General features: G+C 71.5%; 22 protein-coding genes. 7 read left to right on the plus strand and 15 right to left on the minus strand.

The genetic code is table 11. The features are described 5' to 3' along the window. Positions 1–31: 31 nt before the first annotated feature. The 7 genes from IEY33_RS01650 to IEY33_RS01680 all read right to left on the minus strand — a co-directional run bounded on the left by IEY33_RS01650 (position 32) and on the right by IEY33_RS01680 (position 7,658). On the minus strand, positions 32–859 hold the full coding sequence (locus IEY33_RS01650; RefSeq protein ID WP_229670672.1) for a glutaminyl-peptide cyclotransferase: 828 nt from the start codon (positions 857–859) through the stop codon (positions 32–34). A 248-nt stretch (positions 860–1,107) separates the two neighbouring features. After that, the gene (gene queG / locus IEY33_RS01655; RefSeq protein WP_188960480.1) at positions 1,108–2,214 is read right to left on the minus strand and encodes a tRNA epoxyqueuosine(34) reductase QueG; all 1,107 of its coding nucleotides are present in this window, start codon (positions 2,212–2,214) and stop codon (positions 1,108–1,110) included. An 84-nt stretch (positions 2,215–2,298) separates the two neighbouring features. Next, positions 2,299–2,976, minus strand: a complete 678-nt coding sequence (gene pgl, locus IEY33_RS01660) for a 6-phosphogluconolactonase (RefSeq protein WP_188960481.1) — start codon at positions 2,974–2,976, stop codon at positions 2,299–2,301. Continuing rightward, on the minus strand, positions 2,973–3,923 hold the full coding sequence (locus IEY33_RS01665) for a glucose-6-phosphate dehydrogenase assembly protein OpcA (protein ID WP_188960482.1): 951 nt from the start codon (positions 3,921–3,923) through the stop codon (positions 2,973–2,975). The genes pgl and IEY33_RS01665 overlap by 4 nt, the downstream gene beginning before the upstream one ends. A 67-nt stretch (positions 3,924–3,990) precedes the next feature. After that, the gene (gene zwf, locus IEY33_RS01670) at positions 3,991–5,493 is read right to left on the minus strand and encodes a glucose-6-phosphate dehydrogenase (RefSeq protein ID WP_229670740.1); all 1,503 of its coding nucleotides are present in this window, start codon (positions 5,491–5,493) and stop codon (positions 3,991–3,993) included. 212 nt (positions 5,494–5,705) lie between these two features. Continuing rightward, positions 5,706–6,761, minus strand: coding sequence for a phosphogluconate dehydrogenase (NAD(+)-dependent, decarboxylating) (gene gnd, locus IEY33_RS01675; RefSeq protein ID WP_188960484.1), 1,056 nt, complete (start codon positions 6,759–6,761; stop codon positions 5,706–5,708). 357 nt (positions 6,762–7,118) lie between these two features. Then, positions 7,119–7,658 (minus strand): SRPBCC family protein, encoded by a 540-nt coding sequence (locus tag IEY33_RS01680; RefSeq protein WP_188960485.1) that lies wholly within the window; start codon positions 7,656–7,658, stop codon positions 7,119–7,121. A gap of 101 nt (positions 7,659–7,759) precedes the next feature. On the opposite strand from IEY33_RS01680, the gene glyA reads away from it, so the two are divergent. The 3 genes from glyA (at position 7,760) to IEY33_RS01695 (ending at position 10,245) form a co-directional block, all read left to right on the plus strand. Next, positions 7,760–9,001 carry a serine hydroxymethyltransferase gene (glyA, locus tag IEY33_RS01685; RefSeq protein ID WP_188960486.1) on the plus strand — a complete coding sequence of 414 codons (1,242 nt, stop codon included), beginning with the start codon at positions 7,760–7,762 and terminating at the stop codon, positions 8,999–9,001. Positions 9,002–9,102: 101 nt separating this feature from the next. Then, positions 9,103–9,900, plus strand: coding sequence for a DNA/RNA non-specific endonuclease (locus IEY33_RS01690; RefSeq protein WP_188960487.1), 798 nt, complete (start codon positions 9,103–9,105; stop codon positions 9,898–9,900). Positions 9,901–9,954: 54 nt separating this feature from the next. Continuing rightward, positions 9,955–10,245, plus strand: coding sequence for a YkgJ family cysteine cluster protein (locus IEY33_RS01695; RefSeq protein WP_188960932.1), 291 nt, complete (start codon positions 9,955–9,957; stop codon positions 10,243–10,245). Between the two features lie 16 nt (positions 10,246–10,261). On the opposite strand, the gene IEY33_RS01700 is transcribed toward IEY33_RS01695, so the two are convergent. From IEY33_RS01700 to IEY33_RS01725, 6 genes are all read right to left on the minus strand, one after another. Further along, a complete protein-coding gene (locus tag IEY33_RS01700) occupies positions 10,262–10,834 on the minus strand; it encodes a P-loop nucleotide/nucleoside kinase family protein (RefSeq protein WP_188960488.1) in 573 nt (190 codons plus the stop codon). Between the two features lie 51 nt (positions 10,835–10,885). After that, a complete protein-coding gene (locus IEY33_RS01705) occupies positions 10,886–12,139 on the minus strand; it encodes an MFS transporter (protein WP_373287961.1) in 1,254 nt (417 codons plus the stop codon). A gap of 140 nt (positions 12,140–12,279) precedes the next feature. Next, on the minus strand, positions 12,280–13,392 hold the full coding sequence (locus IEY33_RS01710) for a protease complex subunit PrcB family protein (RefSeq protein WP_188960490.1): 1,113 nt from the start codon (positions 13,390–13,392) through the stop codon (positions 12,280–12,282). Between the two features lie 111 nt (positions 13,393–13,503). Further along, entirely contained in the window at positions 13,504–15,102 is a 1,599-nt protein-coding gene (locus tag IEY33_RS01715) for a DNA repair protein RecN (RefSeq protein WP_188960933.1), read from the minus strand. A 150-nt stretch (positions 15,103–15,252) separates the two neighbouring features. Then, the gene (locus IEY33_RS01720) at positions 15,253–16,143 is read right to left on the minus strand and encodes a PEGA domain-containing protein (RefSeq protein ID WP_188960491.1); all 891 of its coding nucleotides are present in this window, start codon (positions 16,141–16,143) and stop codon (positions 15,253–15,255) included. Between the two features lie 62 nt (positions 16,144–16,205). After that, entirely contained in the window at positions 16,206–18,041 is a 1,836-nt protein-coding gene (locus IEY33_RS01725; RefSeq protein ID WP_188960492.1) for an alpha-amylase family glycosyl hydrolase, read from the minus strand. A 227-nt stretch (positions 18,042–18,268) separates the two neighbouring features. Between IEY33_RS01725 and IEY33_RS01730 the strand changes: the two genes are divergently transcribed. Next, a complete protein-coding gene (locus IEY33_RS01730) occupies positions 18,269–20,032 on the plus strand; it encodes a chloride channel protein (protein WP_188960493.1) in 1,764 nt (587 codons plus the stop codon). Positions 20,033–20,456: 424 nt separating this feature from the next. Here IEY33_RS01730 and IEY33_RS01735 read toward each other — a convergent pair whose 3' ends face one another. Then, positions 20,457–21,419, minus strand: coding sequence for a ribose-phosphate diphosphokinase (locus IEY33_RS01735; RefSeq protein WP_229670674.1), 963 nt, complete (start codon positions 21,417–21,419; stop codon positions 20,457–20,459). 288 nt (positions 21,420–21,707) lie between these two features. Between IEY33_RS01735 and IEY33_RS01740 the strand changes: the two genes are divergently transcribed. Further along, on the plus strand, positions 21,708–22,079 hold the full coding sequence (locus IEY33_RS01740) for a hypothetical protein (RefSeq protein WP_188960494.1): 372 nt from the start codon (positions 21,708–21,710) through the stop codon (positions 22,077–22,079). 85 nt (positions 22,080–22,164) lie between these two features. Here the strand turns inward: IEY33_RS01740 and dnaJ are convergent, their stop codons facing one another. Beyond that, the gene (gene dnaJ, locus IEY33_RS01745) at positions 22,165–23,280 is read right to left on the minus strand and encodes a molecular chaperone DnaJ (RefSeq protein WP_188960495.1); all 1,116 of its coding nucleotides are present in this window, start codon (positions 23,278–23,280) and stop codon (positions 22,165–22,167) included. Between the two features lie 293 nt (positions 23,281–23,573). Between dnaJ and IEY33_RS01750 the strand changes: the two genes are divergently transcribed. Together IEY33_RS01750 and IEY33_RS01755 are read left to right on the plus strand one after the other, a co-directional pair. Then, positions 23,574–24,383 (plus strand): nitroreductase family protein, encoded by an 810-nt coding sequence (locus tag IEY33_RS01750; protein ID WP_188960496.1) that lies wholly within the window; start codon positions 23,574–23,576, stop codon positions 24,381–24,383. Next, positions 24,380–25,330 carry an oxidoreductase gene (locus tag IEY33_RS01755; RefSeq protein WP_188960497.1) on the plus strand — a complete coding sequence of 317 codons (951 nt, stop codon included), beginning with the start codon at positions 24,380–24,382 and terminating at the stop codon, positions 25,328–25,330. Before IEY33_RS01750 ends, IEY33_RS01755 begins: the two co-directional genes overlap by 4 nt. Positions 25,331–25,456 lie beyond the last annotated feature (126 nt).

Genomic DNA, 25,456 nt, shown 5'->3' on the forward strand with positions numbered 1-25,456 from the left:
AACCGCTTCCCGGCCCCCCCGTCCTGTGTGGTCAGGGAGCGGGCGTGAGGCCCGGCACGCGCACCTCGTACACGGTCGGCCAGCGTTTCCCGGTCAGCAGCAGCGTGCCGCGCGCCCGGTTGAACGCGATGCCGTTCGGGATGTCGTCGAAGGTCGGCGTGCGCCCCGCCTTCACGGTGTCGTCCGCCGCCTCGCGGCTCAGTTCCGACACGTCCAGCCACGCCGTCACCCGCCCCGTCTTCGGGTCGATCCGTGCGATGCGGTTCGTGAGCCAGATGTTCGCCCAGATGAAGCCGCCCGCGAACTCCAGTTCGTTCAGCCGTTCGACCGGCATGCCCGCCGCCATTACCTTCACGGTGCGCGTCACCGCGAAGGTGCGCGGGTCGCGGTACGTCAGGGTGCTGCTCCCGTCGCTCATGACGAGGCGCGACCCGTCGTTCGTGAGGCCCCAGCCCTCGCCGGTGTACCGGAAGCGGCCCGTCTCCTTGAGCGTCACGGCGTCGTACACGAACGCCAGACCGTCCTGCCACGTCAGCTCGAACAGCTGCCCGCCCAGCACCGTGATGCCTTCCCCGAACACGCCGTCCACCGGCGGCGTGCGCCTGAGCGTGACGGCTCCGGTCGCCGGGGTGGTGCGGCGCACGTCCGACTGCCCCTCCAGCCCGGTCCCCTCGAACAGCACGCCGCCGTTCAGCTCGAAGCCCTCCGTGAAGGCGGCCGGGTCGTGCGGCGTGCGCGTCACGACGGTCGGCCGGTACACGGGAATGGAGGTGCTCGTGGCGGGAGCGGCACTCGTGGCGAGCGCCGCACCGACGATCAGCAGCGGCAGCTGGAGGGGCAGGGGCAGGCGGGAGGTCACACGTCCAGTCTAGGCGGCAGGCTGCCGGGCCGCCATCCGCCGAACGGGCCGGTAACGTTACGGAACGCTTGAGAAACGGCCGGGCGGGCGCCGCAGCACGGGTCATTCCGGACGGAGCTGAATGCGAAGCCGCCGCCCGGCCGCAACCACCAGAGATGACGGTCCTGAGGCGACCGCAGCGGGCAGACGTTCCGCAGGGCGCTGTTCTGCCCAGGAAGGGACGGCGACACCGTTTCCGGCATCCCTGACTAACCGTGTTCCTCCAGTGCGCGGACGGCGGCGCGCGCCACGTCCTCGTGCGGGTCGTGCCGCAGGTGTTCCAGCCCGGAGATCAGCCCGTGCCGTCCGTACGCCCACGCGGCCGCCTCGCGCACCTCCCACGCGGGATCCTGCGCGGCGAGGTCCATGACGGCCCGCCCCGTCAGGTCCGGGTGGTTGCCCGCCACGTACGCGGCGTTGCGCGCCATGCCCTTGCGGCGCGGCCGTGAGAACGCCGTGTGCCCGTACTGCCGCTGAAACTCCCGTTCCGACACCCCGAAGAACCGCGTGAGGTCCGGGTGCGCGAGCTCCGCGTCCGGCACGAACAGCTGCGCGAGCGGGCCTGCCCGCACCGTCCACGGGCACACCTCGCTGCACACGTCGCAGCCGAACAGCCACTCGCCCAGACGCGGCCGCAGCGCCCACGGGACGGGGCCGCGCTGCTCGATGGTGAGCGCCGAGAGGCACACGCGCGCGTCCACCAGCCGGTCCGGCCCGATGGCGTCCGTCGGGCAGGCCGTGACGCAGCGCGTGCAGCGCCCGCAGCGGTCCGGGTGGGCGGGCGCGGGCGGCGGGGCGCTCAGGTCCGTCAGCAGGACCGCCAGCGTCGTGAACGCCCCCAGCGACGTGGACAGCAGCATGCCCGACCGGCCCTGCCAGCCGGGAAACGCGCGGCCCGCCAGCGCCCGCTCCAGCACCGGGCCGTGATCCACGTACCCGCGCGCCCGCACGCCCAGCGTCAGCGCCTCCGCGCGCAGCACGTCCAGCAGCGGTTCCAGCTGCGCGTGATAGTCGGGCGTCCACGCGTACCGCGCCACGCGCCCCAGCCGCACCCCACCCGGGGGCACCTCCTGCGGCGCGAAGGCGTGCGACACGCCCAGCACCAGCACGCTTCCCGCGCCCTCCAGCGACGAGGACAGGTCCGCGCGGCGCGGCAGCTGGCGCGGCAGGTACTCCAGGCTCCCGTGCCGCCCCCCGTCCAGCCACGCGCGGTACGCGTCCACCTCGCCGGTGCGGGGGGCGGCGTCCGTCCAGCCGGTCACCTCGAAGCCCAGCTCCAGCGCCAGGGCCGACAGGAGGTCGCGGGCAGACGTCATGCGGGGAAGTGTAAAGCAAACGGCTCCCGCCGGAGGAAGGCAGGAGCCGAAAGTGAAGAGGAAGGTGTGGCGTGCGCCGTCAGTTCAGAGGCTGAGCTGTGCGGCGGCCGCCGTGTCCAGGTACCACACGGCGTCGTGCACGCCCGCGACCGGGTGCCCGTCCACGCCGCCCATGCCGTCCTGCACCTCGCGCAGCACGCCCGCCTTGCCTGCGCCCGTCACGAGCAGCCAGCGTTCGCGCGCGGCGTTGATCTCCTCGAAGGTGAACGACAGGCGCCACGTGTCCAGTTTCGGCACCCAGTTGGCCGTGACGCGCCCGCCCGCCTTCAGGCCGTCCGTGTCCGGGAAGAGGCTCGCGGTGTGCCCGTCGTCGCCCATGCCGAGCAGCACGAGGTCCAGCCGGTCCGGCAGCAGCGCGGCGTAGTCGGCGGCCGCCTGATGCGGGTCGCGTTCGCCCTCCATGCGGTGCACCTGCGCCTCGGGGACGTTCACGTGCGCGAGCAGGCCGTCCTTCGCGGTGCGGTAGTTGCTGTCCGCGCTGTCCGGCCCGACGCTGCGCTCGTCGCTGAAGTACACGTGCACCCGTGACCAGTCGACGTTCAGGTCGCGCAGGGCCGCGTACATGAGCTTCGGGGTGCTGCCGCCGGACAGGGCCACGCTGAACGCGCCGCGCTCCGTGATGGCGGCCGCCGCCGCGCGCGCGAGGTGCTCGGCCGCGAGGCGGGCCGTGTCGGCCGGGGTGGGGGAGACGAGGACCTTCATTTCACGTCCAGGCTGGCGTGCGCGAGCTTCCAAGCGGCCTCGAACACCACGGCGCGCTCCGGGTGACTCATGACGCGCTCCAGGCCCTCCGAGAGACTCATGCGCGGAATGACGACCTCCGTCTGCCGGTCCATGCCGCTGAACTCCGCGCGGATGCGGCACATCTCCTTGCCTTCCGTCTCCAGCGAGAAGCGCACGTCCGGCCCGGTGAGTTCCACGTGGCACAGGTCGCCGTTCTCGCGCGGGCAGTGCCCGGCCACGAACTCCACGCGGCCCAGGTCCTTCCAGCCGAGCGTGTGCGCGATCCACCCGCCGAACAGGCGCGCGGCGAGGTCGTTGTCCCCGGCGTACGCGACCTTCAGCTGCCGGATGTGCCGAAGCTGCGCGGCCGCGTCCGGGCTGTCGAAGATCTGCGCGAGCGCCTCACGCCACCCGGCCGAGCGGCTCCAGCCGAGGTCCGCCAGCGAGTAGTGCGTGGACGGCGGCACGTCGAGGCTCAGGCTGTCCACGATCACCTGATCGGCGATGTCCTTCAGTTCGCGCAGCAGCGCGCCGCCCGGCGCGTCGTCGGCCGCCCACCACACGTGGTTGATGGTGGCGGGCCGCATGAGCGGCAGGATCGCGCCCTGCAGCTGTTCGGGGTTCGCGTTCAGGATGACGCGCTCCACGTACAGGCCCTGCTGAGGCACGAGGCTCACCTGCACGCCGATCAGTTCGTTGCCGTCCATGACGCCCACGATCTGACGGCCCGCGTAACGGCCCTCCAGGCCGGACAGGGCGTCCTGCACGCGGCGCAGGTGACGGCTGGTGGTGAGTGCGATGATGTTGCCGGTGTAGGCGCGCGTCTCGATCTGCGCTTCGTCCCAGAGGGTATCCAGCGCCGTCTGGACGTGCCTCACGTCGGTATGGACCGGCCCCAGGGGCCGGAGTTGGATGGCTTCTGGCATATGTCCTCCTCGTGTCGTGAAGGGCAGAGGGCAGGCCGCATCGCTTCCTGCCCCCGCTTCCCGTGCTTTAGAGCCTTCTCCAGCGGCGGTCCGGGCCCATCAGCTCGTCGGCCGCTTCGGGACCCCAGCTGCCGGCCGCGTAGTTCGGGAATTCCTCGGCGGGCTTCCCTTCCCACGCTTCGAGCATGCCCGTCACGAGCTGCCACGCGTGATCCACCTCGTCCTCGCGCGGGAAGAGCGTCGCGTCACCCAGCATGGCGTCCAGCACCAGGCGCGAGTACGGGCTTTCCAGTCCGGCGCCGAACGCGTCGTAGCGGAAGTCCATCGTCACCTCGCGCAGCTGGTTCTCCTGCCCGGGCGTCTTGCTGCTGAACTTCAGGCTGACGCCCTCGTCCGGCTGGATGCGGAACGCGAGCACGTTGCGCTCCAGGCCGCCCGGGAACAGGCCGAGCGGGGGGCGCTTGAAGACCACGGCGATCTCCGTGACCTTCTTGGGGAGGCGCTTGCCGGTCCGGATGAAGAACGGCACGCCCTGCCAGCGCCAGTTGTCGACCTCCAGCTTGATCGCCACGTAGGTGGGCGTGCTGGACTGCGGCGCGACGTTCGGCTCCTCGCGGTAGCCGGGCACGCGCTCGCCCGCCAGCGTGCCCGGCCCGTACTGGCCGCGCACGGCGGAGTACCGGACCTGACTCGCGGGGATGGGCTTCACGGCGCGCAGCACCTTGACCTTCTCGTCGCGGATGGCGCCCTCGTCGAAGGCGACGGGCGGCTCCATCGCCACGAGCGTGAACAGCTGCATCAGGTGGTTCTGCAGCATGTCGCGGATGATGCCCGCCTCCTCGTAGTACCCGGCGCGGCCCTCCAGTCCGAGATCCTCGGCGGCCGTGATCTGGATGTGGTCCACGTAGCTGCGGTTCCAGAGCGGCTCGAAGATCGCGTTCCCGAACCGGATCGCCATCAGGTTCTGCACCGTCTCCTTGCCGAGGTAATGGTCGATGCGGTACACCTGCGACTCGTTCCAGACGGCGTGAATCACGTCGTTCAGGCGGCGCGCACTCTCCAGCGTGGTCCCGAAGGGCTTCTCGATGATGATGCGGCGCCAGCCTTCAGACTCGTCCTGCAGGCCCAGGCGTCCCAGGCCGTTGCTGATCGGTTCGAAGAGGCTGGGCGGCGTGCTGAGGTAGAACACGGCGTTCTTGCGGCCGCCGTGCGCGTTCTCGGCCTCGTCGAGCTGCTTGCCGACCCGGTCGTACACTTCGTCCGTCGCGAAGTCACCGTACTCGTAGTACAGCAGGTCCCGGAACTTCTCGAGGGAACCCGGCTGGATGGCGTCCGTCTCCTTGCTGGTCTTCAGGGCTTCCAGCGCGTAGTCGCGGAACTGCTCGTCCGTCATCTCCTGACGGCCCACGCCCACGATGTTGAAGGCGCTGCCGAGCAGGCCGTCCTGCCACAGGCCGAACACGGCGGGCAGCAGCTTGCGGCGAGACAGGTCGCCCGTCGCTCCGAAGATCACCAGGGTGGCCGGTTCGGGCGCGCGGCTGCGGCGCATGCCGTTCCGGAAGGGGTTCACGGTCGTTTCCGGCGCGGCGCTCGCCTTGCCCTTGCTGGCCGCCTTGCGAGGAGTCTTGGGGGCCTTGGCGGGCGCGGCATCAGTGGCCGTGGTGGTGGCGGCCTTGCCGGTCGCCTTGGCGGGCGTCTTGCGGGCCGCGCTGGCCTTCACGGCGGGCGCGGCGCTCTTCGCGGCGGCCTTGCTGGCACTGGCGTTCGTGGATTTCGTCACCCTCAGTCTCCCTTGACCGGCTGCTGCCCGGTCTCACCGAGTTGTCTGGCCTCGTCGCCGCCCTTCACGGCGGGCGCGGCGTCCGCGCTCAGGCCCGCTTCCGGGTCGCTGTGCGGCTTGACTTCCTGCACGGTGGTGGTGGTGGCCGCCTCGTCGAGCTTCTTGACGGCGTGCCCGCCGAACGCGCGGCGCATCGCGGACAGCATCTTGCCCGCGTAACTGACTTCCTGCTGGCTGCGCAGGCGCATCTGCACGCTGAGCGTGATGACGGGCGTCGGCACGCCCAGCTCCAGGCTGTCGAGCACCGTCCAGCGGCCCTCGCCGGAGTCGGCGACGTAGTCGGACAGGTCGTTGAATTCCGCGTCGCCCTTCATGGCGTCGGCCGTCAGGTCCAGCAGCCAGCTGCGGACGACGGACCCGTGCCGCCACAGTTCGGCGATGTTCCCCAGGTCCAGCCCGAAGTCCTTCTTGGCGTGCAGCAGCTCGAAGCCCTCGGCGTACGCCTGCATCATGCCGTACTCGATGCCGTTGTGGACCATTTTGACGTAGTGCCCGGAGCCGCTCGGCCCCATGCGGTCCCAGCCGGTGGTGGGCGTGGGGGCGAGCGTCTCGAAAACGGGGCGCAGCGCGGACACGGCCACCTCGGGACCGCCGATCATCATGGCGTAGCCTTCCTTCAGGCCCCAGATGCCGCCGGACGTGCCGACGTCCACGAAGTGCAGCCCCATGCCTTCCAGGGTCGCGGCGCGGCGCTGCGTGTCCTTGTAGTTGCTGTTGCCGCCGTCGATGATGGTGTCGCCCGCTTCGAGCTTCGCGGCGAGCGCCATCACGGTGTCCTCGGTGGCCTTGCCGCTGGGCACCATGACCCACACGGCGCGCGGCGCGGGCAGCTGCGCGACGAGTTCGTCGAGGGTGTGCGCGGGCAGCGCGCCTCGGTCCTGGGCCGCCTGGACGTTCGCGGGGAAGAGGTCGTAGCCGACCACCTCGTGCCCGCCCTGAAGCAGACGCGTTACCATGTTGCCACCCATCTTGCCCAGACCGATCATGCCGATTCTCATATGCTTCTCCTGTTTGCCTGCTGGCGCGAAGGCGCTGGAAGTGCTTCCAGGCCGGATCAACGGACTCGACGCATCATAAGCGTTCCGTCGCCGCCCTCACCACCCCTCACGTCAGGACGTGAACGTGCAGGCCTGCCGTGCTGAGCTTGCCGAACGCGCCCGGTACAGAGTGTGCCGAGTCTGACCATCACGAACGGCACGCCCGGGCAGCGCCAGCCCGCCCGGCCCGCGCGCCGCCCCCCTGGCGGGGCGTTCCGGCCCGGACGGACCAGCCTTGCAACCGGCCCGGTAACGCCGCCGCAGCTTCCTGTGCGTCCAGCCGCGGGCGCGGTGAGGGCGCCCACCGACCGGAGCGCGTCAGCGTTTCCTGGACCTGGCGGCCTTCGCGGCCTTCTGCGCGTCCCGCTGCTGCTGCTGGTACTCGCGCGCCGTGTCCTCCATCAGCTGCGCGCCCTGCCTGTCCACCTGCCGCTGCAACTCCAGCAGCGCCTGCCCGCTCATCTGCCGCATCACGCGCTCCACCGGCTTCGCCACGAACCGGTACCGGACGCTGGCCTTCGTGGTGAGCGTCACCTCCGTCCCGCCCGGAATCGGCTTGAAGGACCACGCCTGAGCGTACTTCTCGACCGGCCCGAACGGCGCGACGCTCTCCCAGCCGCCCCGCGTCGGCGCCTGATAGTTCCCGTACCGCGCCACGAAACTCAGGCCCAGCAGCCGCGCCGGCAGCTTGAACCGCACCTGCGCGCCGTTCCCCAGCTTCTCCTCACCCACGAACGCCGCCTTCGCGAAACTCGGGTCCCACTTCTCCCGGCGACGCGGGTCGAGCGCCAGCCGGAACAGCGTATCCGGCCGACTGCGAATCACGATGGTGTCCCTAAACGAAATGGCTTCTGACATTACAGCAGAGTATAGGGACGCGCCGCACACTGTAGGCCAGCACGCCACACCTGCGTAGGCAGTCGCGGAACTCCCGCCCCGCCCGGTGGTACTTTGGAAGCATGACTGCCACCGACACCCGCACCGCCCAGCCCGCGAACGCCGAGCGTGACACCGCCGTCTTCGACCTGATCGCGCAGGAAGCCGAACGTCAGCGCACCGGCCTGGAACTCATCGCGTCCGAGAACTTCACGTCCGCCGCCGTGCGCGAGGCGGTCGGCAGCGTCCTCACCAACAAGTACGCCGAAGGCTACCCCGGCAAACGCTGGTACGGCGGCTGCGAGATCGTCGACCAGGTCGAGGTCCTCGCCATCGAGCGCGCCAAGCAGCTGTTCGGCGCCGAGTGGGCCAACGTGCAGCCGCACTCCGGCAGCAGCGCCAACATCGCCGTGTACGGCGCGCTCCTCACGCCCGGCGACACCGTCCTCGGCCTGGACCTCTCGCACGGCGGGCACCTCACGCACGGCTCGCCCGTCAACTTCTCCGGCAAGGGCTACACCATCGTCGGCTACAAGGTGAACGCCGACACCGAACTGATCGACATGGACAACGTCCGCGCCCTCGCGCTCGAACACCGCCCGCAGATGATCATCGCCGGGGCCAGCGCATACAGCCGAGTCATCGACTTCGCCGCGTTCCGCGCCATCGCCGACGAGGTGGGCGCCATCCTCTTCGCGGACATCGCGCACATCGCGGGCCTCGTCGCGGCGGGCCTGCACCCCAGTCCCCTGCCGCACGCGCACGTCGTCGCCAGCACCACCCACAAGACCCTGCGCGGACCGCGCAGCGGCCTGCTGCTCTCCAGCGACCTCGACATCGCCGCGAAACTCGACCGCGCGATCTTCCCCGGCCACCAGGGCGGTCCGCTCGAACACGTCATCGCCGGCAAGGCCGTGGCGTTCGGCGAGGCACTCCGCCCGGAATTCAGGGTGTACAGCCAGCAGGTCATCGACAACGCGCGCGCCATGGCCGCAGAATTCCAGCGCCTCGGGTACCGCGTCGTGTCGGGCGGCACCGACAACCACATGTTCGTGCTCGACATCCGCCCGCAGGGCCTCAACGGCACCAAGGCCACCCGCCTGCTCGACGCGGCGCACATCACCATCAGCAAGAGCACCCTCCCGTACGACACCGAGAAGATCCTGCACGGCGGCGGCATCCGCATCGGGACGCCCGCCGTCACCACGCGCGGCATGGTGGAAGCCGACATGCTGACCATCGCGGGCCTCATCGACCGCGCCCTGAAAGGCGAGGACGTGCAGGCCGAAGTGCACGCCTTCGCGGGCGGCTTCCCGCTCCCCTGACCCCGGAAGTCACGGTCACCCGCACGCTCGCGCGGCCCGGACCCCTCCCCTGAGGGCCGGGCCGCGCCCTTTCGCCGCGCCCGGCAGGCTAGATTGGGGGCATGAACCAGCGTCAGCTCCGCTCTCTCGCGTCCGTCACCGTCGTGATCCTGGTGGCGGTCGCCGGGTGCTTCAAGAACCAGCGTCAGGGCGGACAGACGGGCGGCACACAGAGCTGCACCGACGAATTCCGCGCCGGACAGCCCACCGCCGGGGTGGACGGCACGCGCGTCCTGTGCCGCCTGGACTACGTAAGCGTGTACGACCCCGCCCGCAAGGTGCCCCTGGTGGTCGGCGAGCACCTCACCGTGGCCGAACTGCAGGGCGACACGCCCCGCAGCGACAACTTCGCGCCCGACCCCGACCTGCAGAGCGGCGAACGCGCCGAACTCACCGACTACCGCGCGTCCGGCTACGACCGCGGCCACATGGCGCCCGCCGCCGACTTCGTAGGCGGCGACACCCAGATGACGCAGTCCTTCTACCTCTCCAACATGGTCCCGCAGAACGGCGAACTCAACCGAGGCTTCTGGGCGGGCCTGGAGGACGCCACGCGCGCCTGCGTGCGCAGCCTCGGCGAGGCGTACGTCCTGACCGGCCCCGTCTTCGAGGGCCGCGTCCGCACCATCGGACCGGACCGCGTGGCCGTCCCCAGCTCCCTGTACAAGATCGTCGTGAGCGGCAACTCGGCCCGCGCCTTCCTGATCCCGAACCGCGCCGTGCCGAAATCCAGCCGCTTCCCCCGCTACGAGACGACGGTGGACGAGGTGCAGCGCGCGACCGGCCTGACGTTCTTCCCGGCGGGCGGCGTGAACACCCAGGCGACCGGCACCTTCTGCGCCGGGAATTTCGGCAGCTGAACGCCAGTGCCTGACCACCCCCCCGCCCACGACCTGTTCACGGTGCCTGCCGGGATGCCCGCACGGTCCGCCCTGACGCGCGACTGCACCGCGTGCGGCGCGTGCTGCTCCGCGCCGGACATCGCCGCGCTCCACAAGCCGCTCGGCGTGCCGTGCACGCACCTGCAGCCGGAACGGCCGGGCCTGGGCTGCCTGTGCGGCATCTACGAGCAGCGCCCGCAGGTGTGCCGCAGCTACGCGCCCGACTGGGTGTGCGGCGAGGTCGCCCCGCTCCCCACCCTGGAGCAGCGCGTCCGGCGGTACCTGGACATCTACGGCCTGTCGGACGCCCTGCCGCTCGCCTGAACCTGTCCCCGGCACTTCAGCCGCGTGCCTCCAGGCAGGCGTCCACGTGCCGCAGCACGCGCCCCGCAGCGTCCTGCACGCTCAGGGCCGTGGTGTCCAGAACCAGCGTGTGCGGGTGCGTCGGCACGAACGGCGGCCGGTCCCGGTAACGGTCCAGCACGTGCCCGCTGCGCGGTTTGCGCCTCACGGTGCGACCCGGCGACACGATCCGTTCACGCAGCGCCTCGTCGCGCGCCTGCAGCACCACCGGCACGAACACCGCGCCCCGGCGGGCCGCCACGTCACGCACCTGCGAGTACGTCTCCCGGTCCTCCGGCTCGTCGAACAGCACGTTCGTGAACACGAACCCCACACCCGGCGGGGCCAGGGTCGCGGCGGCCTCCAGCACGGCCGCCCGCACCCGCTGCACCAGCGCGCCCGTCCCCGGCGGTTTCGGGGCGACGCCGTCCGCGCCGATCACCGCGAAGATCGGGTCCGCGACGAGGTGATTGTCCACCACCTGCCACCCGCGTTCCCGCGCCAGTTCCTGCGCGACCGACCACTTCCCCACGGCGGGCCACCCGATCAGATATACCAGGGGAGCGTTCATGCGCCCAGCGTAGCGTGCCTGCCCGTCCCGCCGCGCGGGCAAGGTCCGGCGTCAGGCGTCGCGCCGCAGCTGACTGCAGAGCGCCCACGCGGCCGCGTACAGGGCCGCACTCAGCCAGAACACCGTCCGGTACCCGAAGTGGTCGGCGAGCAGGCCGCCCAGCACCGGCGCGAACAGCGCGAGCCCCACCAGGGTGTTCAGGCTCCCGATGTAGCGGCTGCGCGACGCGGCCGGAGCGATGTTCAGCAGGTGATTCGTGTGCCCCAGGTTGAAGCCCTGCGCGGCCACGCTGAGCGCCACGAACACCAGCAGGTACGCGCCCGCCTGAGCGTGCCCGATCGTCAGGGCCAGCAGCGGCGCGGCGCACGCGGCTGCCGCCGAGTACCGGATGATGCGCCGCGACCCCTTGCGTTCCGCCACGCGCCGCCACAGCACGTTCGACAGGGGCGCCGCGCCCGCCAGTGCCAGCAGGAACACGCCCAGCTCACTGGACGGCACGCCCAGCGACCGCAGGGCGTACACCGCGTAGAAGGGGTCGGCCACCGACGCGAACGCCAGCGTGAGCCGCACCGCCAGGAACGCCCGGAAGTGCGGGTCGGCGCGCAACGTCACCGGAATGAGCCGCAGTTCCTGCATCACGTTCGTCGGTGCGAGCGGCTCGTCCGGCGGTTCCGTCACCCGCCCGAACGTCGCGTAACCCGTCACGTAGAACACGGTCGCGAGCAGGAACACCAGCGCGTACGTGTACGGGAACGGCAACCCCGACGCCAGCACCCACTTGACGACGAGGCCCGCCACGAACGCCAGCAGGCCCCCCACGAGGTTCCGCGTTCCGAAGAACGCCGCGCGGCGGTAGGGCGGCACGATCTTCGACGTGACCTCCAGGAACGGCAGGCCCGACACGCCCGACGCGAGCGCGTTCACAGTCATCGCCACGATGAACAGCGTCAGGCACAGTGCCGGGCGGGACGACAGCAGCGCCGTCACGAGCACCATCGCCACGTAACTCAGGGTGCGGACCAGGGCCGCCGAACGGTACACCGGCAGCTTGTACGCGAGGCCGCGCACCCGCGACGCGACCAGAATCTGCGGCAGCATCCACCCGCCCTGCGCGATGGCGGGCAGCAGGCCGATCACGGCGTTGCTCGCGCCGAGCCGCGACGCGAAGCCCGCCACCACCACCGTCACTGTCAGGAAGCCGTCGCCGACCGCGACCAGCCACCCGTTCCAGACGCCCAGACGGTAGTTGCGGTCCCAGGGTTCACGTTCGGGCGGAGGCGCGGGGGCGGGCGGGGCAGGCGGCAGGACGGGCACCGGGGCATTATGCGCCGGTGCCCGTGGAGCGGGAGCCTGAAGGTGCGGGCAGGTCCGGACAGACCGGCCCATGGAGAAGCGGCAGGGCAAGGTGCCGGGTCAGGCGCTCAGGGACGCCCGCCCGGTGCCGTTCAGTTGCCGTTCAGGGGGCGGCCGGTGGCGGCGTCCTTCACGACGACGCTGCTGAAGGTGCCCGTCACGTCCGCGATGATCCAGGGGCTGGTGAGCGCCTGCGTGGTGATGGTGCCCGCGCCGGGCGCGCTGACGTTCAGGGACAGTTCCAGCACGCCGCCCACGATGCGGGCATTGTTCAGGGACACGCTGTACCCGCCGGTGGGGCGCTGGCCGAGGAACACGCCGACGGCACTGTGCCCGCTGGCGAGGGCGGGGGGCGTGGGGCGGTTCGTCTGACGGCCGTACGCGGTGGCGTACAGCGTACCGAGCGAGCCGCTGTCGCGGGCGACGATCACGGCGAAGCCCTCGGCGGAGGCGTTGGTACCGCCCGCGAGCTGACGCGCGGCGCCGCTCGCCTGCGTGCCCGGCGTGCCGGTGGAGGGGCTGGTCGTGCCGGGCGTGGTCGTCACGGGCGGGGCGGTGGGGGACTGCGGGATGCCTGCCTGAACGTACAGGCCCGTCAGGGTGTGCCGGTCCGGGTTCTGGTCCGGGTCGACCTTCAGGGCCGCGTCCGGCAGGGAGCTGTCCGGCAGGACCGCCACGATCAGCGGGCCCTGCGCCTTCAGCTGCGTGCCGAGCGCGTCGGCCTCGGCGTCCGTGAGGTCGCCCGCGCCGCGCAGTGCGTTGGCGGGAGCAGGCGTGGCGAGCACCGTCTGACCCTGCGTGACGGGACCCGTCAGGCGGTACCACATGCCGTTCTCGCTGGCGTACACGGCGTCCACGTTCCCGAGCGCCTGCACGCTGTACCCGCCCGTGCCGCGCGTGACGTTCACGCGGGCGGCCGTGGCCGAGGTGGTGCCGGAGTACGTGGCCTTGCCGTCCACGCTGAGCGTGCCGTCCAGCCCGAGCGCGTCGCCGCTCACCTGCGGGCGCAGCGTCACGACCTTGTCACCGAGTTTGACGCTGCCCTGCGCGTTCCCGCCGAGCGTGCCGTACACCCACGCGACGCGCTGCTGGCTGCCGCCGTAGAAGAGGGCCTCGTGGACGGAGAGGTTGGTGGGCGTCTGCATGGTGCATCCTGTCATGAGGGCCAGTCCGAGGAGCAGGCTTCCGGCTACGCGTTTCTTCATGAGGCCAGCCTACCGGTCCGGGCTGACGTCTGACTGAAGGGAACTTTAGGCTCCGTGAATGTGACGGGGCGCACCCGGGCGCATGCCTGCCCGGGCCGCCCCTGCGTGGGGTCAGTCGCGCGTCTGCAGCAGTTCCCGCGCGTGCTGCAGGGCCACGTCGGAGGTGTTGCCGCTCAGCATCCGAGCGAGTTCCTCCAGCCGTTCCGACTCGCTCAGCAGGCGCACGCGCGTCAGGGTGCGCCCGCCTTCCAGGGCCTTCTCGACCTTGTAGTGGTGGTCCGCGCGGGCTGCGAGCTGCGCGAGGTGCGTCACGACCAGCACCTGCCGTTCCCGCGCGAGCCGCGACAGCTGTGCCGCGACCGCCAGGGCCGCCGCGCCGCCGATCCCGGCGTCCACCTCGTCGAACACCACGGCGGGCGTCGTCGCGCCCAGCACGGTGCTGATGGCCAGCATCACGCGCGACAGCTCACCGCCCGACGCCACGTCCGCGAGCGGCCCGGCCTCCTCGCCGGGGTTCGCCCCGAAGTACAGCGTGGCCTCCTCCAGCCCGTGCGGGCCGGGCGTGTCCAGCTCCCTGAACTGGAAGTTCAGGCGCGCGTGCGGCATGCCCAGCTCACGGATCACGGCGAGCAGTGCCTCTGCCAGCGGTCCGGCCAGCGCGCGGCGTGCCGTGCCGAGCGCGAGGCCCTCGCGGCGCGCGGCGCCCTCCAGCGCGTCCACGTCGGCCGCCAGGGTGCCCGCGTCCTGCTCGTCGCGCAGCACGCCGCGCAGCTCGTCCTCCACCTGCGCCTGGAAGGTCAGCACGTCGTCCAGCGTCGGGCCGTACTTGCCGCGCAGGCGCGCGAGCAGACTCAGGCGCGTCTCCACCCGGTCGAGTTCCTCCGGGTCGGGCGCGCTGTCCTCCGCCAGGCCCCGCAGTTCGCCCGCCACGGCCTGCACGGCCTCCAGCGCGGTTCGCAGTTCGGTCTGCAGCTGCGCGGACGTCTCGTCGTACCTCGCGCCCGCGTTCAGGGACCGCACGGCCTCCGAGATGAGCTGCACGGCACTCACCTCGCCGTCCGCCAGCAGTTCCAGCGCGCCCGCCGCGCCCTGCGAGGTGCTCTCCAGGTTCGCGAGGCGGTTCAGTTCCAGCTGCAGCGGTTCCTCCTCGCCCGGCTGCACGGCCGCCTCCCGCAGTTCCCGCGCCTGGAAGTCCAGCAGGTCGAGCCGCTGCGCGCGCTCCCGTTCGGAGCGGCGCAGGTCGTCCAGTCGTGTGCGGGCCGCCTGCCACTCGCGGTACGCGGCCGCGTAGCGTTCGCTCTCGGCGGGCAGGCGTGCGTCCAGCAGGCGGCGCTGGTGTGCGGCGCTCAGCAGGCTCTGCGCGCTGTGCTGCCAGTGGATGGTGAGGTGCGTGGACGCCCATTCGCCCAGTTCGCGCAGGCTGACGACCTCGCCGTCCAGGCGGGCGGTGCTGCGGCCCTGCGTGGTCACGCGGCGCGACGCGGTCAGGTCGCCCGCGAAGCCCGTCACGAGCAGGTCGTCCTCGCCGGTGCGGATCAGGTCGCCGCCGCCCCGCTGTCCCAGCAGCAGGCCGAGCGCGTCCACGATGATGCTCTTCCCGGCGCCCGTCTCGCCCGTGAAGGCCGAGAAGCCGGGCCGCAGGTCGAGGTCCAGGTGCTCGATGGTGGCGAGGCGACGCACCTCCAGGCGCGTCAGGCCACCCTCCTGCATTCTGTCCACAGACGGAGGGGCGGTCACGATTTCGTTCTGGCGCTTGGCAGCCACGTCCAGAAGTCTAGCAGGGGAGACCCGCCACGCACCGCACACGGCCCATGAACTGCCGGATCACGGGCCACCCGCGCCCCGTTCACGCCGTCCGCGTCACAGTCCGCAGCTCAGCCCGCCCGGGGCCGACGTGCAGCGCACCCGCAGCGTCGCGCCCGCCCGCACGGACACCGTCACCGTGTCCGCCGCCGTGCCCGCCCGGACCGTCACCGTGTACGTGCCTGCGTCCAGCGTCAGGGACGCGGGCGTCCCCCCGACCGGCTGCCCGTTCACGCTCACCTGCGCGGGCACGCTGCTCGACACCTCGAGCTGCCCGGTCGTGACGGGCCTCGGCGCGAGCCGCACGTCCACGCTCGTCAGACCGTTCGCCTGTACCCTCACCGTCCGTTCCTCAGGCACGAACCCGGACGCCACCACCGTCAGCCGGTACGTGTCTGCCGGAACGTCCAGCACGACCGGCGCGTTCCCCACCGCCCGGCCGTCCAGCCGCACCCCTGCCCCGACCGGGTCGGCGTACACCTGCACCTGCCCGAAGGGCCGCACGGTCAGGTCGTCCGTCGTGACGTTGTAACTGCGCGGCGGGAGGTCCCGCGTGGCGGCTTCCAGCACGCTCCCCAGGTCGCGGTCCGACCGCACGCCCGCCAGCGCCTCCGGCGGGAACGTGAGCGGGACAGTACTCGCGACCGTGTACAGCGCCGCGTCCCGCGACAGGACCGGCAGCGGGTACAGCCCGTCCCGACCCTGCAGCAGCGTCGCCGGACCACCCTGCGGGAGGAGCAGCACCGCCACCGACAGCCCCGCCGGAGCGGCCACCCGCACGGACGACGGCCCCGGCTTCCGGAACAGCCCGCCCGGCGCTCTCGGCACGTCGAAGGTCGTGCCCGCCAGGAACGGCACGCCCGGCTGCACCCGCAGCGCAGCGGGCGCGCACGCCGCCAGCGAAAGGCACACGAGACCGGTCAGCAGCAGACGAAGCAGGAGGCGCATGCCTCAAGTCTAGAACCACACGGTGCGCCGCGCGTCCTTGAGGTGGTGGCCCCGCAGGCGGTTCAGTCGCCGCTGATCAGGATGCGGCCCGCGTTCAGCACGATCTCCTGCACGCCCGACCCGACCGGCTCGCCGCTCAGCGCGTCCCGCCACTCCCCGGCCGGCAGCGTCACCGTGACCGGCTCCGCCGCGCCGCGCGACGCGAGGACCGCCACGCTCACCCCGTCCAGTTCGCGCACGTACCCGAACGTGTCGTCCTGCGCGGCCAGGACCCGCATCGACCCGCGCTGCAGGGCCGGTGTCGCCCGCCTCAGCGCGATCAGGCGCTGCACGTCCGAGCGCAGGTCCATATCCCAGGCGGCCGGGTCGCCCCCGTGGTCCGTCCATGGCATCGGCGCGCGGCAGAACGGCATGGCGGCCGCCACCTCCTGACTCAGGCCGATCTCCGTACCGTAATAGATGCACGGCACGCCCGGGTACCCCATCAGCAGCGTCAGCGCGGCGCGCAGCTTCACGCGGTCCCCGCCCAGCTGGAACAGGGCGCGCGGCGTGTCGTGCGAGTCCAGCAGGTTGAACATGTTCAGCGCCACCTGCGGCGGCAGCGCGTGGTACGCGTCCCACAGCTGCTCGGCCAGTTCCGCGCCCGTCAGGCGGCTCGGCATGAAGAAGTGCGTCTGCCCGCTCAGCCACTGCATGAGCGGCAGCCCGAACCCGTGGTAGTTCATGGCGCCGTCCTCACCGTCGCCCTGCATGGCGCGCTCCGCGTCGAAGAAGCGCTCCCCGAACACGTACGCGTCCCCGCGCTCCTCCCGCGCCGCGCGTTTCAGCTCGCGGTGCAGTTCGAGGTTCTGGTCGTCGGTGCCGCCCGACCCGATCATGTGCGCCACGTCGAGCCGCCACCCGTCCATCGAGAGGCCCCGCGCGTCCCTGCGCAGCCAGTGCCGCACGACGCTCAGCTCGCCCGCCAGGAACTCCTGCCGGGTCGCCTCGGACGCGTAATCCAGTTTCGGGAGGGTCGGCACGTCCATGAACGTGTGGTACGGCAGGAGCCTGGAAGCGTCGTTCACCTCACGCCACGTGAACATCGCGCGCTGCGGCGCGGCCGGGTCCGCGAGCGCCGCCCGGAAGATCGCGTTCTCGTTTCCGACGTGGTTGAACACGCCGTCCAGTACCACGCGCACCCCGGCGTCACGGCACGCGCCGAGCAGGTCGTCGTACGCCGCCTGCCCGCCCAGGTGCGGGTCGATCTGCCGGTAGTCGCTGATGTCGTACCGGTGATTGCTGGGACTGACGAAGATCGGCGTGAGCCACAGCGCGTTCACGCCCAGCTCCGTCAGGTACGGCAGTTTCTCCGTGATGCCCTGCAGGTCCCCGCCGTAATGCCCGTGAATGTCGCCCCGCCGGTCCGGCACGGTGTTCCACGGGACCCTGAAGACGCTCGCGCCCGCGTACTCGTACTCTCCGTCCTGCACGTCACTCGTCTCGTCTCCGTTCCGGAAGCGGTCCGGGAAGATCTGGTAGAACACGCTCCCCCACGCCCACTCCGGCGCGCGGTACCCGGCGAGGTACTGGAACCAGTCGCGGAACGCGCGGCGCGTGCGGTGCAGGCCGCTCATGGTGAGGTTCACGTGATCGTCCGGCAGGGCCAGCTGCCACGCGTACCGCGTCACGTCCTGCTCCAGCGTCAGGGTGTACTCGAACCAGCCGGGCCGTCCAGGCACCGCGCTCGCCGCGTGCGCCTCCAGCTCTCCGCTGCGGACCACCATGAACCCCACCCCCGTGACGGGCAGGGTGGTGTGCATGCGGAGCGTGACGCTCTCCCCGCGCGGCGCGCTGAGGCGGTCCGTGAAGGTGGGCGTGTGGTCGTGACGGGCGGGCAGGGTGGTGAACACGGTCATGCGGAACTCCTGAAGACAGGCGGGAGGACGGCACGGAAGCAGGGACACGACTTCCGGCCGGTGAGGAAAGGAAGGTCGTGTCCCTGAACGAGGGGTCAAGCGTTGCCTGCAGATTTGGCAACAGGATGCTGGACGCCCCGTACGGGTGTCAAGCGCCCCGCACGCGCACCCGCGCGCCGGGAGGACGGACACGCCGCTGGCGCGGACACGCTGCTACACTGCCTGCTGTGCGCTCACCGCTGCCCCGCACCATCCTGATCCGACTGGAGACTGGCCGCCTCGTGGTGTACAGCCTGCTGGCCGGGGGTCTCGTCGGCCTGCTCGGCAGCGCGTGGCGACCCGTGCTGGAAGGCGCCCTGAACCTCGGCGCGCGCCTCCTCGGGTACCGGCCGCCCGGCACGGCCGGGGAGGGCGGCCTGCTGATCGCCTTCGGGGACCTCGCGCCCACCGTGCTGCTCGTGCTGCCGCTCCTGGCGGCCCTGTACGCGCTGCTCATGCCGCGCGGGCGTCAGTCCGACCCGCTCGACGCGGTGGTCGCCGGGTACCACGCGCGCGGCGAGTGGGGCGGCCCCCTCCCGCAGCTGCGCGGCCTGCTCGCCACCGTGACCGGCCACGCGGGCGGCCTGCTCGTCGGGCGGGACAGCACCTTCACGGCCCTCGGCGGGCTCGCCGCGCTGCTCCTCGGGCGGCTCGCGCGCCTCGACCCGGCCGAACGGCGCATCCTGACGCTCGCCTGCGTCGCCGCCGCGCTCGGCCTCGTGCTGCACGCCCCGCTCGCCGCCGCCGTCCTGATGGCCGAAGTGCTGTACCGCCGCTTCGAGTTCGAATTCGAGGTCCTGATGCCCTGCGTGCTGGCCGCCGTGTGCGCGTCGGCCGTGTCGGGCCTCATCGGCGGCTTCGACCCGCTGTTCGCGCTGACTGGCACGCTCACCCCGACCGCCGGCCAGCTGCCCGTGTACCTGCTGCTGGCCGCCACCGTTACGCTCCTGAGCTGGGTGCTGACGCTCGTCACGACGTCCGTCCACACCCTGTACACCGGCCTGCAGGACCGCCTGAGCGGCTGGCGCCCCACCGCGCTGCGCGCCCTGCTCGGCGCGATGTTCGGCCTGACCGTCGCCATCATCGCGCTCGGCAGTACCCCGTCCGTCCTCGGGGACGGCGCCGGGTGGCTGCAGCTGTCCGTGAGCGGCTTCACCGGCGAGGAGAGCGGCGGTATGGCCGCGTGGCGCTGGCTGCTCCTCGCGCTCGGCATGCCGCTCGCCTTCGGGGGCGGCGTGCTCGTGTCGGCCAGCATGGGCGGCCTGCTCGGCGTGGGTCTCGCGTCGCTGCTCGGCACGTGGGGCCTGAACGTGGACTTCCCCGTCGCGGCCCTGATCGGGGCGGCCAGCTGCCTCACCGTCACCCTGAACGTCCCGGTCGCCGCCGCGCTCCTCGCCGTCACGTGGGGCGGCGACGCGCTCCTGCCCGCCGCGCTCGCCTCGACGGCCCTCGCGCATTCCCTGAGCGGCGAGGCCAGCCTGCTGCCCGGACAGGTCAGCCGCCGCAGCGACTCCCGCGCGCACGCCGCCGCGCTCCCCACCGTCCTCGGCCGCGTGAACGCCCCCCTGCGCCCCCTGCAGGCCGCCGCCCTGACGCGCGCCGCGACCGGCACGCCCATCCCAGGGACACCCGGCTCCATGACATCCGGCCCCGCCCTGCCGGAACCCGCCACCGGCGACGCCCCGCCCGCTTCCCCGGCCACGCCCGAGGCGGAAGTGCCGCAGCGTCGCCAGCTGTACCGGCACGACCTGCCGCGCAGCTGGCAGGGCGCCCGCGTGAACCTCATCACCCTGCCGCTCGGCATCGAACTGCTCAGCGTCGTCCGTGCCGGACAGGCCCGCCTCGCCACGCCCGACCTGCGCCTCGCCGCCGGGGACGAACTGCTGCTCCTGTGTACCCCCGGCGAATTCCAGGCGTGGCAGACCTCCATCCGCGCCGTCGGTCAGGCCTGATACGGTTTTGAGCTGAACTTCTGGAGTTCAGCCGAGCGACAAGGGCACCAACAAGTCCGGTGTTGAGGAGGTGGAAGCGGGCAGGCGTCCTTCAGGGCGTGTCGTCGTGAACGGACGCGGCTGGCCACGCCACTCCTCCCGTTCTGCCCAGGAAGCGGGCAAGCGTCCTCTCCTGCGGAGCTGTGCCAGTCATGGGCGCTGTTCTGCCCAAGAAGCGGGCAAGCGTCCTGCAGGGCGCTGTCCTGCCCAAGAAGGGATGTCGGTGCTGTTCCCGGCATCCCTGGAATCGGATCAAAACCGTATGAAGCTTACCCCCCAGGCGACACGACACAGGCGACACGAGGAAGCGGGCCGACCCGGCACTCCGGTCGGCCCGCCCTCCACTGGTTGTCTTACGCCCCGCATCGCCGTGGGGCGTCCACGCTCACTCGAAGAGGGTGCTGACGCTCTCGCCGGTGTGGATGTTGCTGATGGCGTTCGCGAACAGTTCCGCCACCGACAGCACGTGCAGCTTCCCGCCCGACCCGTCGATCTTCGACTGCGGCACGAGCACCGTGTTGGAGCTCGCCACCTGCACGGCGTCCAGCGCCGCGATCCGCTCGATGGCCGGGCCGGTGTACACGCCGTGCGTGACGGCCACGTACACTTCCTCCGCGCCCATGCGCTTCGCGAAGTTCACGGCCTCGACCAGACTGCCCGCCGTGCTGATCTCGTCGTCGATGATGTAGACCTTCTTGCCTTTCACGTCACCGATCAGTGCGCGCGACTCGACCTGCGTGTCCGTGAGCCGCTGCTTGTCGATGAACGCGAGCCCGCAGTTCAGGCGGCGCGCAATGGAGCTCGCCCGCTTGATGCTGCCGGAATCCGGCGCGAGCACCACGCCCTCCTCGGCGTCCGGCACGGTGGTGCGCAGATGGTTCGCGATCACGAGGTCGCTCGACAGGTGATCGACCGGCACCTTGAAGAACCCGTGCACCTGCGGGCTGTGCAGCGTCATGGTGAGCACGCGGTCCGCGCCCGCCGACTGCAGTAGGTCCGCCACGAGGCGACCCGCGATGCTGATGCGCGGCGCGTCCTTCTTGTCGCTTCGCGCATAGCTGTAGTACGGGATGACGGCCGTCACGCGGCCCGCCGACGCACTCTTCGCGGCGTCGATCATCAGCAGCAGTTCCATGATCGCGTCCGAGACGGGCGTGCTGAAGCTCTGCACGATGAACACGTCCCCCTCGCGCAGGGACTCCTCGTACTGAACGATCAGGTTGTCGTTGGTGAATTTGATGGTTTCGCTCTTGCCGAGCGAGATGCCCAGGTGCTGACAGATCTCCTCGGCGAGCGGTCGGTTGCTCTGCCCCGAGAAGACCAGGAGTGGGCCACGGTTGATGTTCACGTCGGTAGACCTCCGGCGGTCAGGGAACGGTGGGTTGAATCAAGCCTCGGCCTGAAAGTGACGCGAGCAGCATACCGCCTCCGGACGGCACGCGACGTCCCGGCCTGAGTGACACCCCCGCACGGCACGCCGGAGGGCGGTGAAGTACTTCGCAGCCCGCCCCCCGGACGCCCGGTATCCTGACCGCGAACCTCAACTCAGTAATGGTCCGGACCGCGCGTCCATGAACTCTGCCGCAGGGCGCGCCGCGTCCCGCCTGCCCCGCCCCTCTCGCCCGTGGAGTCACCGATGCCCAGACCCCTGATGCCCAGACCGCTGCACGCCCTCGCCGTCCTGCTCGCCCTGACCGTGCCGCCTGCCCTTGCCGCGGCGTCCGCCCCGCTCACCGTGCAGGGCCAGATCACCTTCTTCAACGACAGCGGCACCTTCCTGCTGGACCTCGGCGGGATGGGCGTTGGCAAGACCCTCGCCGGGAAGCTCACGGGCGTGCAGACGCTGCCCGGCACGATGGAATGGATCAAGAAGACCATCCCCACCGGCGCCCTCGTGAAGTTCACGGTCCTGAAGCCCGGCGCGTACCCGGAAGGCACCCTGAGTTTCGCGGGCAAGGACGTCGGGGCGCTCCTCATCGCAGCGAAACTCGCGAAACCCGCCCACTGAACGGCGGGAGGCCCCGCTGCACAGCGCTGCGGGGGCCTCCTGAATGTTCCTGCCGTGAGGTGACGCGGCCGGGGCCGCGCCCGGATCACTCGCCGCGAATGGCCTTGCCGATCTTCTCGAAGAAGCCCTCGCGGTGCTCGTGCACCTCGTCGCCGATCAGGTCCGCGTACTCGCGCAGGGCGTTCTTGGCCTCGGTGTTCAGCTGACCGGGCTTGGGGACGTCCACCTCGAACACCACCACGAGGTCGCCCGTGCCGCTCGCCTGCAGGCGCGGCATGCCCTGGCCGCGCAGGCGCGCCATCTCGCCGTGCTGCGTGCCCGCCTTCACGTCCAGCACGTGCGGGCCGTCCAGGGTAGGCACGCTCACCTGACCGCCCAGCACGAGGCGCGGGTAGGGGAGGCGGGCCACGTACACGAGGTGTTCCGCCTCGCGCCGCAGTTCCGGGTGCGGTTCCATCTCGATGTGCGCGTACAGGTCGCCGGGACCGCCCGGACCCTCGTTGCCCTTGCCGGACACGCGGATCCGGTACCCCTCGTCGATGCCTTTCGGGAGCTTCACGGTGACGGTCTCGCCCTTCAGGGTGCGGCCGCGCCCACGGCACACGGTGCACGGGTCCTCGATGATGACGCCCTCGCCACGGCAGGTGGGGCACGGCTGCTGCGTCATGACGTTCCCGAAGATGGTGCGCGCCTGCGCGTTCACGACGCCCGCCCCGGCGCACGTCCCGCAGGTCTTGGGAGGCTTGCCGCCCGGTTCGCTGCGCGTGCCGTGGCAGTGCTCGCAGCTCGTGAGGCGGTCCACCTGCACGGACACCTCGGCGCCCTCACGCGCCTGGTCGAGCGTGACGCGCAGTTCCGTCTCCAGGTCGTCGCCGCGCGCCGGGCCCCGGCGGCCCTGACGGCCGAAGCCCGCCCCGCCGAACAGCTGCTCGAACAGGTCCATCGGGTCGAAGCCCTGCCCGCCGAAGGGGTCGCCCATGCCTCCGGCGGCGCCCGGTGCGGAACCGAAGCGGTCGAAGTGCGCGCGTTTCTCGGGATCGCTCAGGACGGCGTACGCCTCGTTGATCTTCGAGAACTGTTCGGCCGCGCCGGGCTCCTTGTTGCGGTCCGGGTGGTACTTGAGGGCCAGTTTGCGGTAGGCGCTCTTGATCTCGTCGGCGTCGGCCGTTCTGGCCACGCCCAGCAGCTCGTAATAATCCATAGGTGTCGTTGGTCTCCAGCGGTGGGGTCTAGGGTCGGCCTGCTGCGGACGGTACAGGGACTGCCGCGCCTGTGGCCGGGCAGAGGCCCCGGCCTCTTGACGGGTATCTTAACATGCACGCACTCAGGAAAAGTAGCGAAGATCAGGCAGGGTCCCTGAGCCGGACGCGCCAGCGCAGGCGCCCGTCACGCGTGCCTGCGCGCCCCGCTGCCCGGCCCGGCGCGCTCCGGCCTGCCCTGCAATTGTGAGTCTCGCCAGCCCGGCGCGGCCCGGCCCGCCCGTACACTCACCGCATGACGACCCCCACCCTCCCCGGAGCCTTCCTCAGCGCCGAGCAGCTGCGCGCCTTCTCGGACGCGCACCGCACCGTGCGCCAGTACCTCCCCGACCCCATGCCGCAGGAGCACCTGGACGCCGTGCTGCACGCCGCGCAGCGCGCCCCGACCGACGCGACCGCGCAGATGTACAGCTTCATTCACCTGACGGACCCCGCCCTGCGCCAGCAGGTGGCGGACCTGACCGTCAACCCGCACTTCGCGACGGCGCCCGTGTCGTTCGTGGTGTGCCTCGACGTGCACCGCCTCAACGTGTTCCTCGAACACCACGGGTACGAGCGCGGCGAGTGGCCGGGCGTCGCCGTGCACTTCGGGGTGGGCGACGCCGTCCTCGCCGGGCAGAGCATGCTGCTCGCCGCGGAACTCCTCGGGTACCAGGGCTGCTGGATCGGCGGGGTGCTCACCAACCTGCAGGCCCTCGTCGACCTGCTCGGCCTGCCGGAAGGCGTGCTGCCCTTCGCGGGCCTGACGCTGGGCCGCAGCGCCGAGACGCCCGCCATGCGTCCCCGTATCCAGCGGGCCCTCGTGCTGCACGAGAACCGCTACCGCGAACCGGAACCCGCCGAACTGGACGGCATGCAGACCGACATGGCCGCCATCACGGCGCGCGGCGACTGGGCGCAGACGCTCGCCCGGTACTTCGCGAAGGGCGGCGGCATGGAGGTGCGCGAGCAGGGCCTGCAGGACGTGCTGGCCCGCCAGGGCCTCGCGCCCCGCACGGCCCTGCAGGCCGCGACCGGCACCGCCGGGGAGGAGGCGGGCGCGTGACCGTCACGTCCCCCTTCACCCGTGACGCGACCGCCGCCGACGTGATCGCCGGGCACGACCTGCAGGGCCGCACGGCCGTCATCACGGGCGGCGCGTCCGGCATCGGCCTGGAAACGACCCGCGCACTCGTGTCCGCGGGCGCGCGCGTCATCGTCGCGGTCCGTGACCCGGCGCGGGCCGCCACGGCCCTGCAGGGCGTGGACGCCCGCCCCGGACAGCTGGAAGTGGTGGAACTGGACCTCGCGTCGCTGGAGCAGGTGCGGGCAAGCGCCGCGAACATCCTCGAACGCGCGAACCGCATCCACCTCCTCATCAACAACGCGGGCACCATGGCCACCCCCTACGGCCACACCGCCGACGGCTTCGAGACGCAGTTCGGCACCAACCACCTCGGGCACTTCCTGCTCACGGCCCTCCTGATGCCCGCCCTGCTCGCCGCCGCGCCTGCCCGTGTCGTCGCGCTCAGCAGCATCGGGCACCGCCGCAGCGACGTGCACCTGGACGACCTGAGCTACGCGCAGCGCCCCTACGACAAGTGGGACGCGTACGGGCAGTCCAAGACCGCCAACGCCCTCTTCGCGGTTGGCCTGACGCGCCGCTACTCGGCCCGCGGCGTGACCGCGAACGCCGTGCACCCCGGCGGCATCCTCACCAACCTGCAGCGCTTCCTCCCGCGCGAGGAGCAGATCGCGATGGGCTGGATGGACGAGCAGGGCAACGTCAACCCCGGCTTCAAGTCCCCGCAGCAGGGCGCGGCGACCAGCGTGTGGGCCGCCGTCGGACCGGAACTCGAAGGGATCGGCGGCCTGTACCTGGAGGACGTGCGCGAGGCCCTGCCGTACGACCCGGCCACGCCCTTCACCGGGTACATGCCGTACGCCCGCGACCCGGAGCGCGCGGACGCCCTGTGGAGCGCCAGCGAACGCCTCGTCGGCCTCGCCGACTGAGACACGTCGCCTCCACGCCGACTGAGACACGTCGCCTCCACGCCGACTGAGACGCGTCGCCTCCGCGCCGACTGACACCACCGCACCATCCCTCGCCGCCCCGGTACCTGCCGGGGCGGCGTTCTG

The organism is Deinococcus aquiradiocola (assembly GCF_014646915.1).
Taxonomy (GTDB): Bacteria; Deinococcota; Deinococci; order Deinococcales; family Deinococcaceae; genus Deinococcus; species Deinococcus aquiradiocola.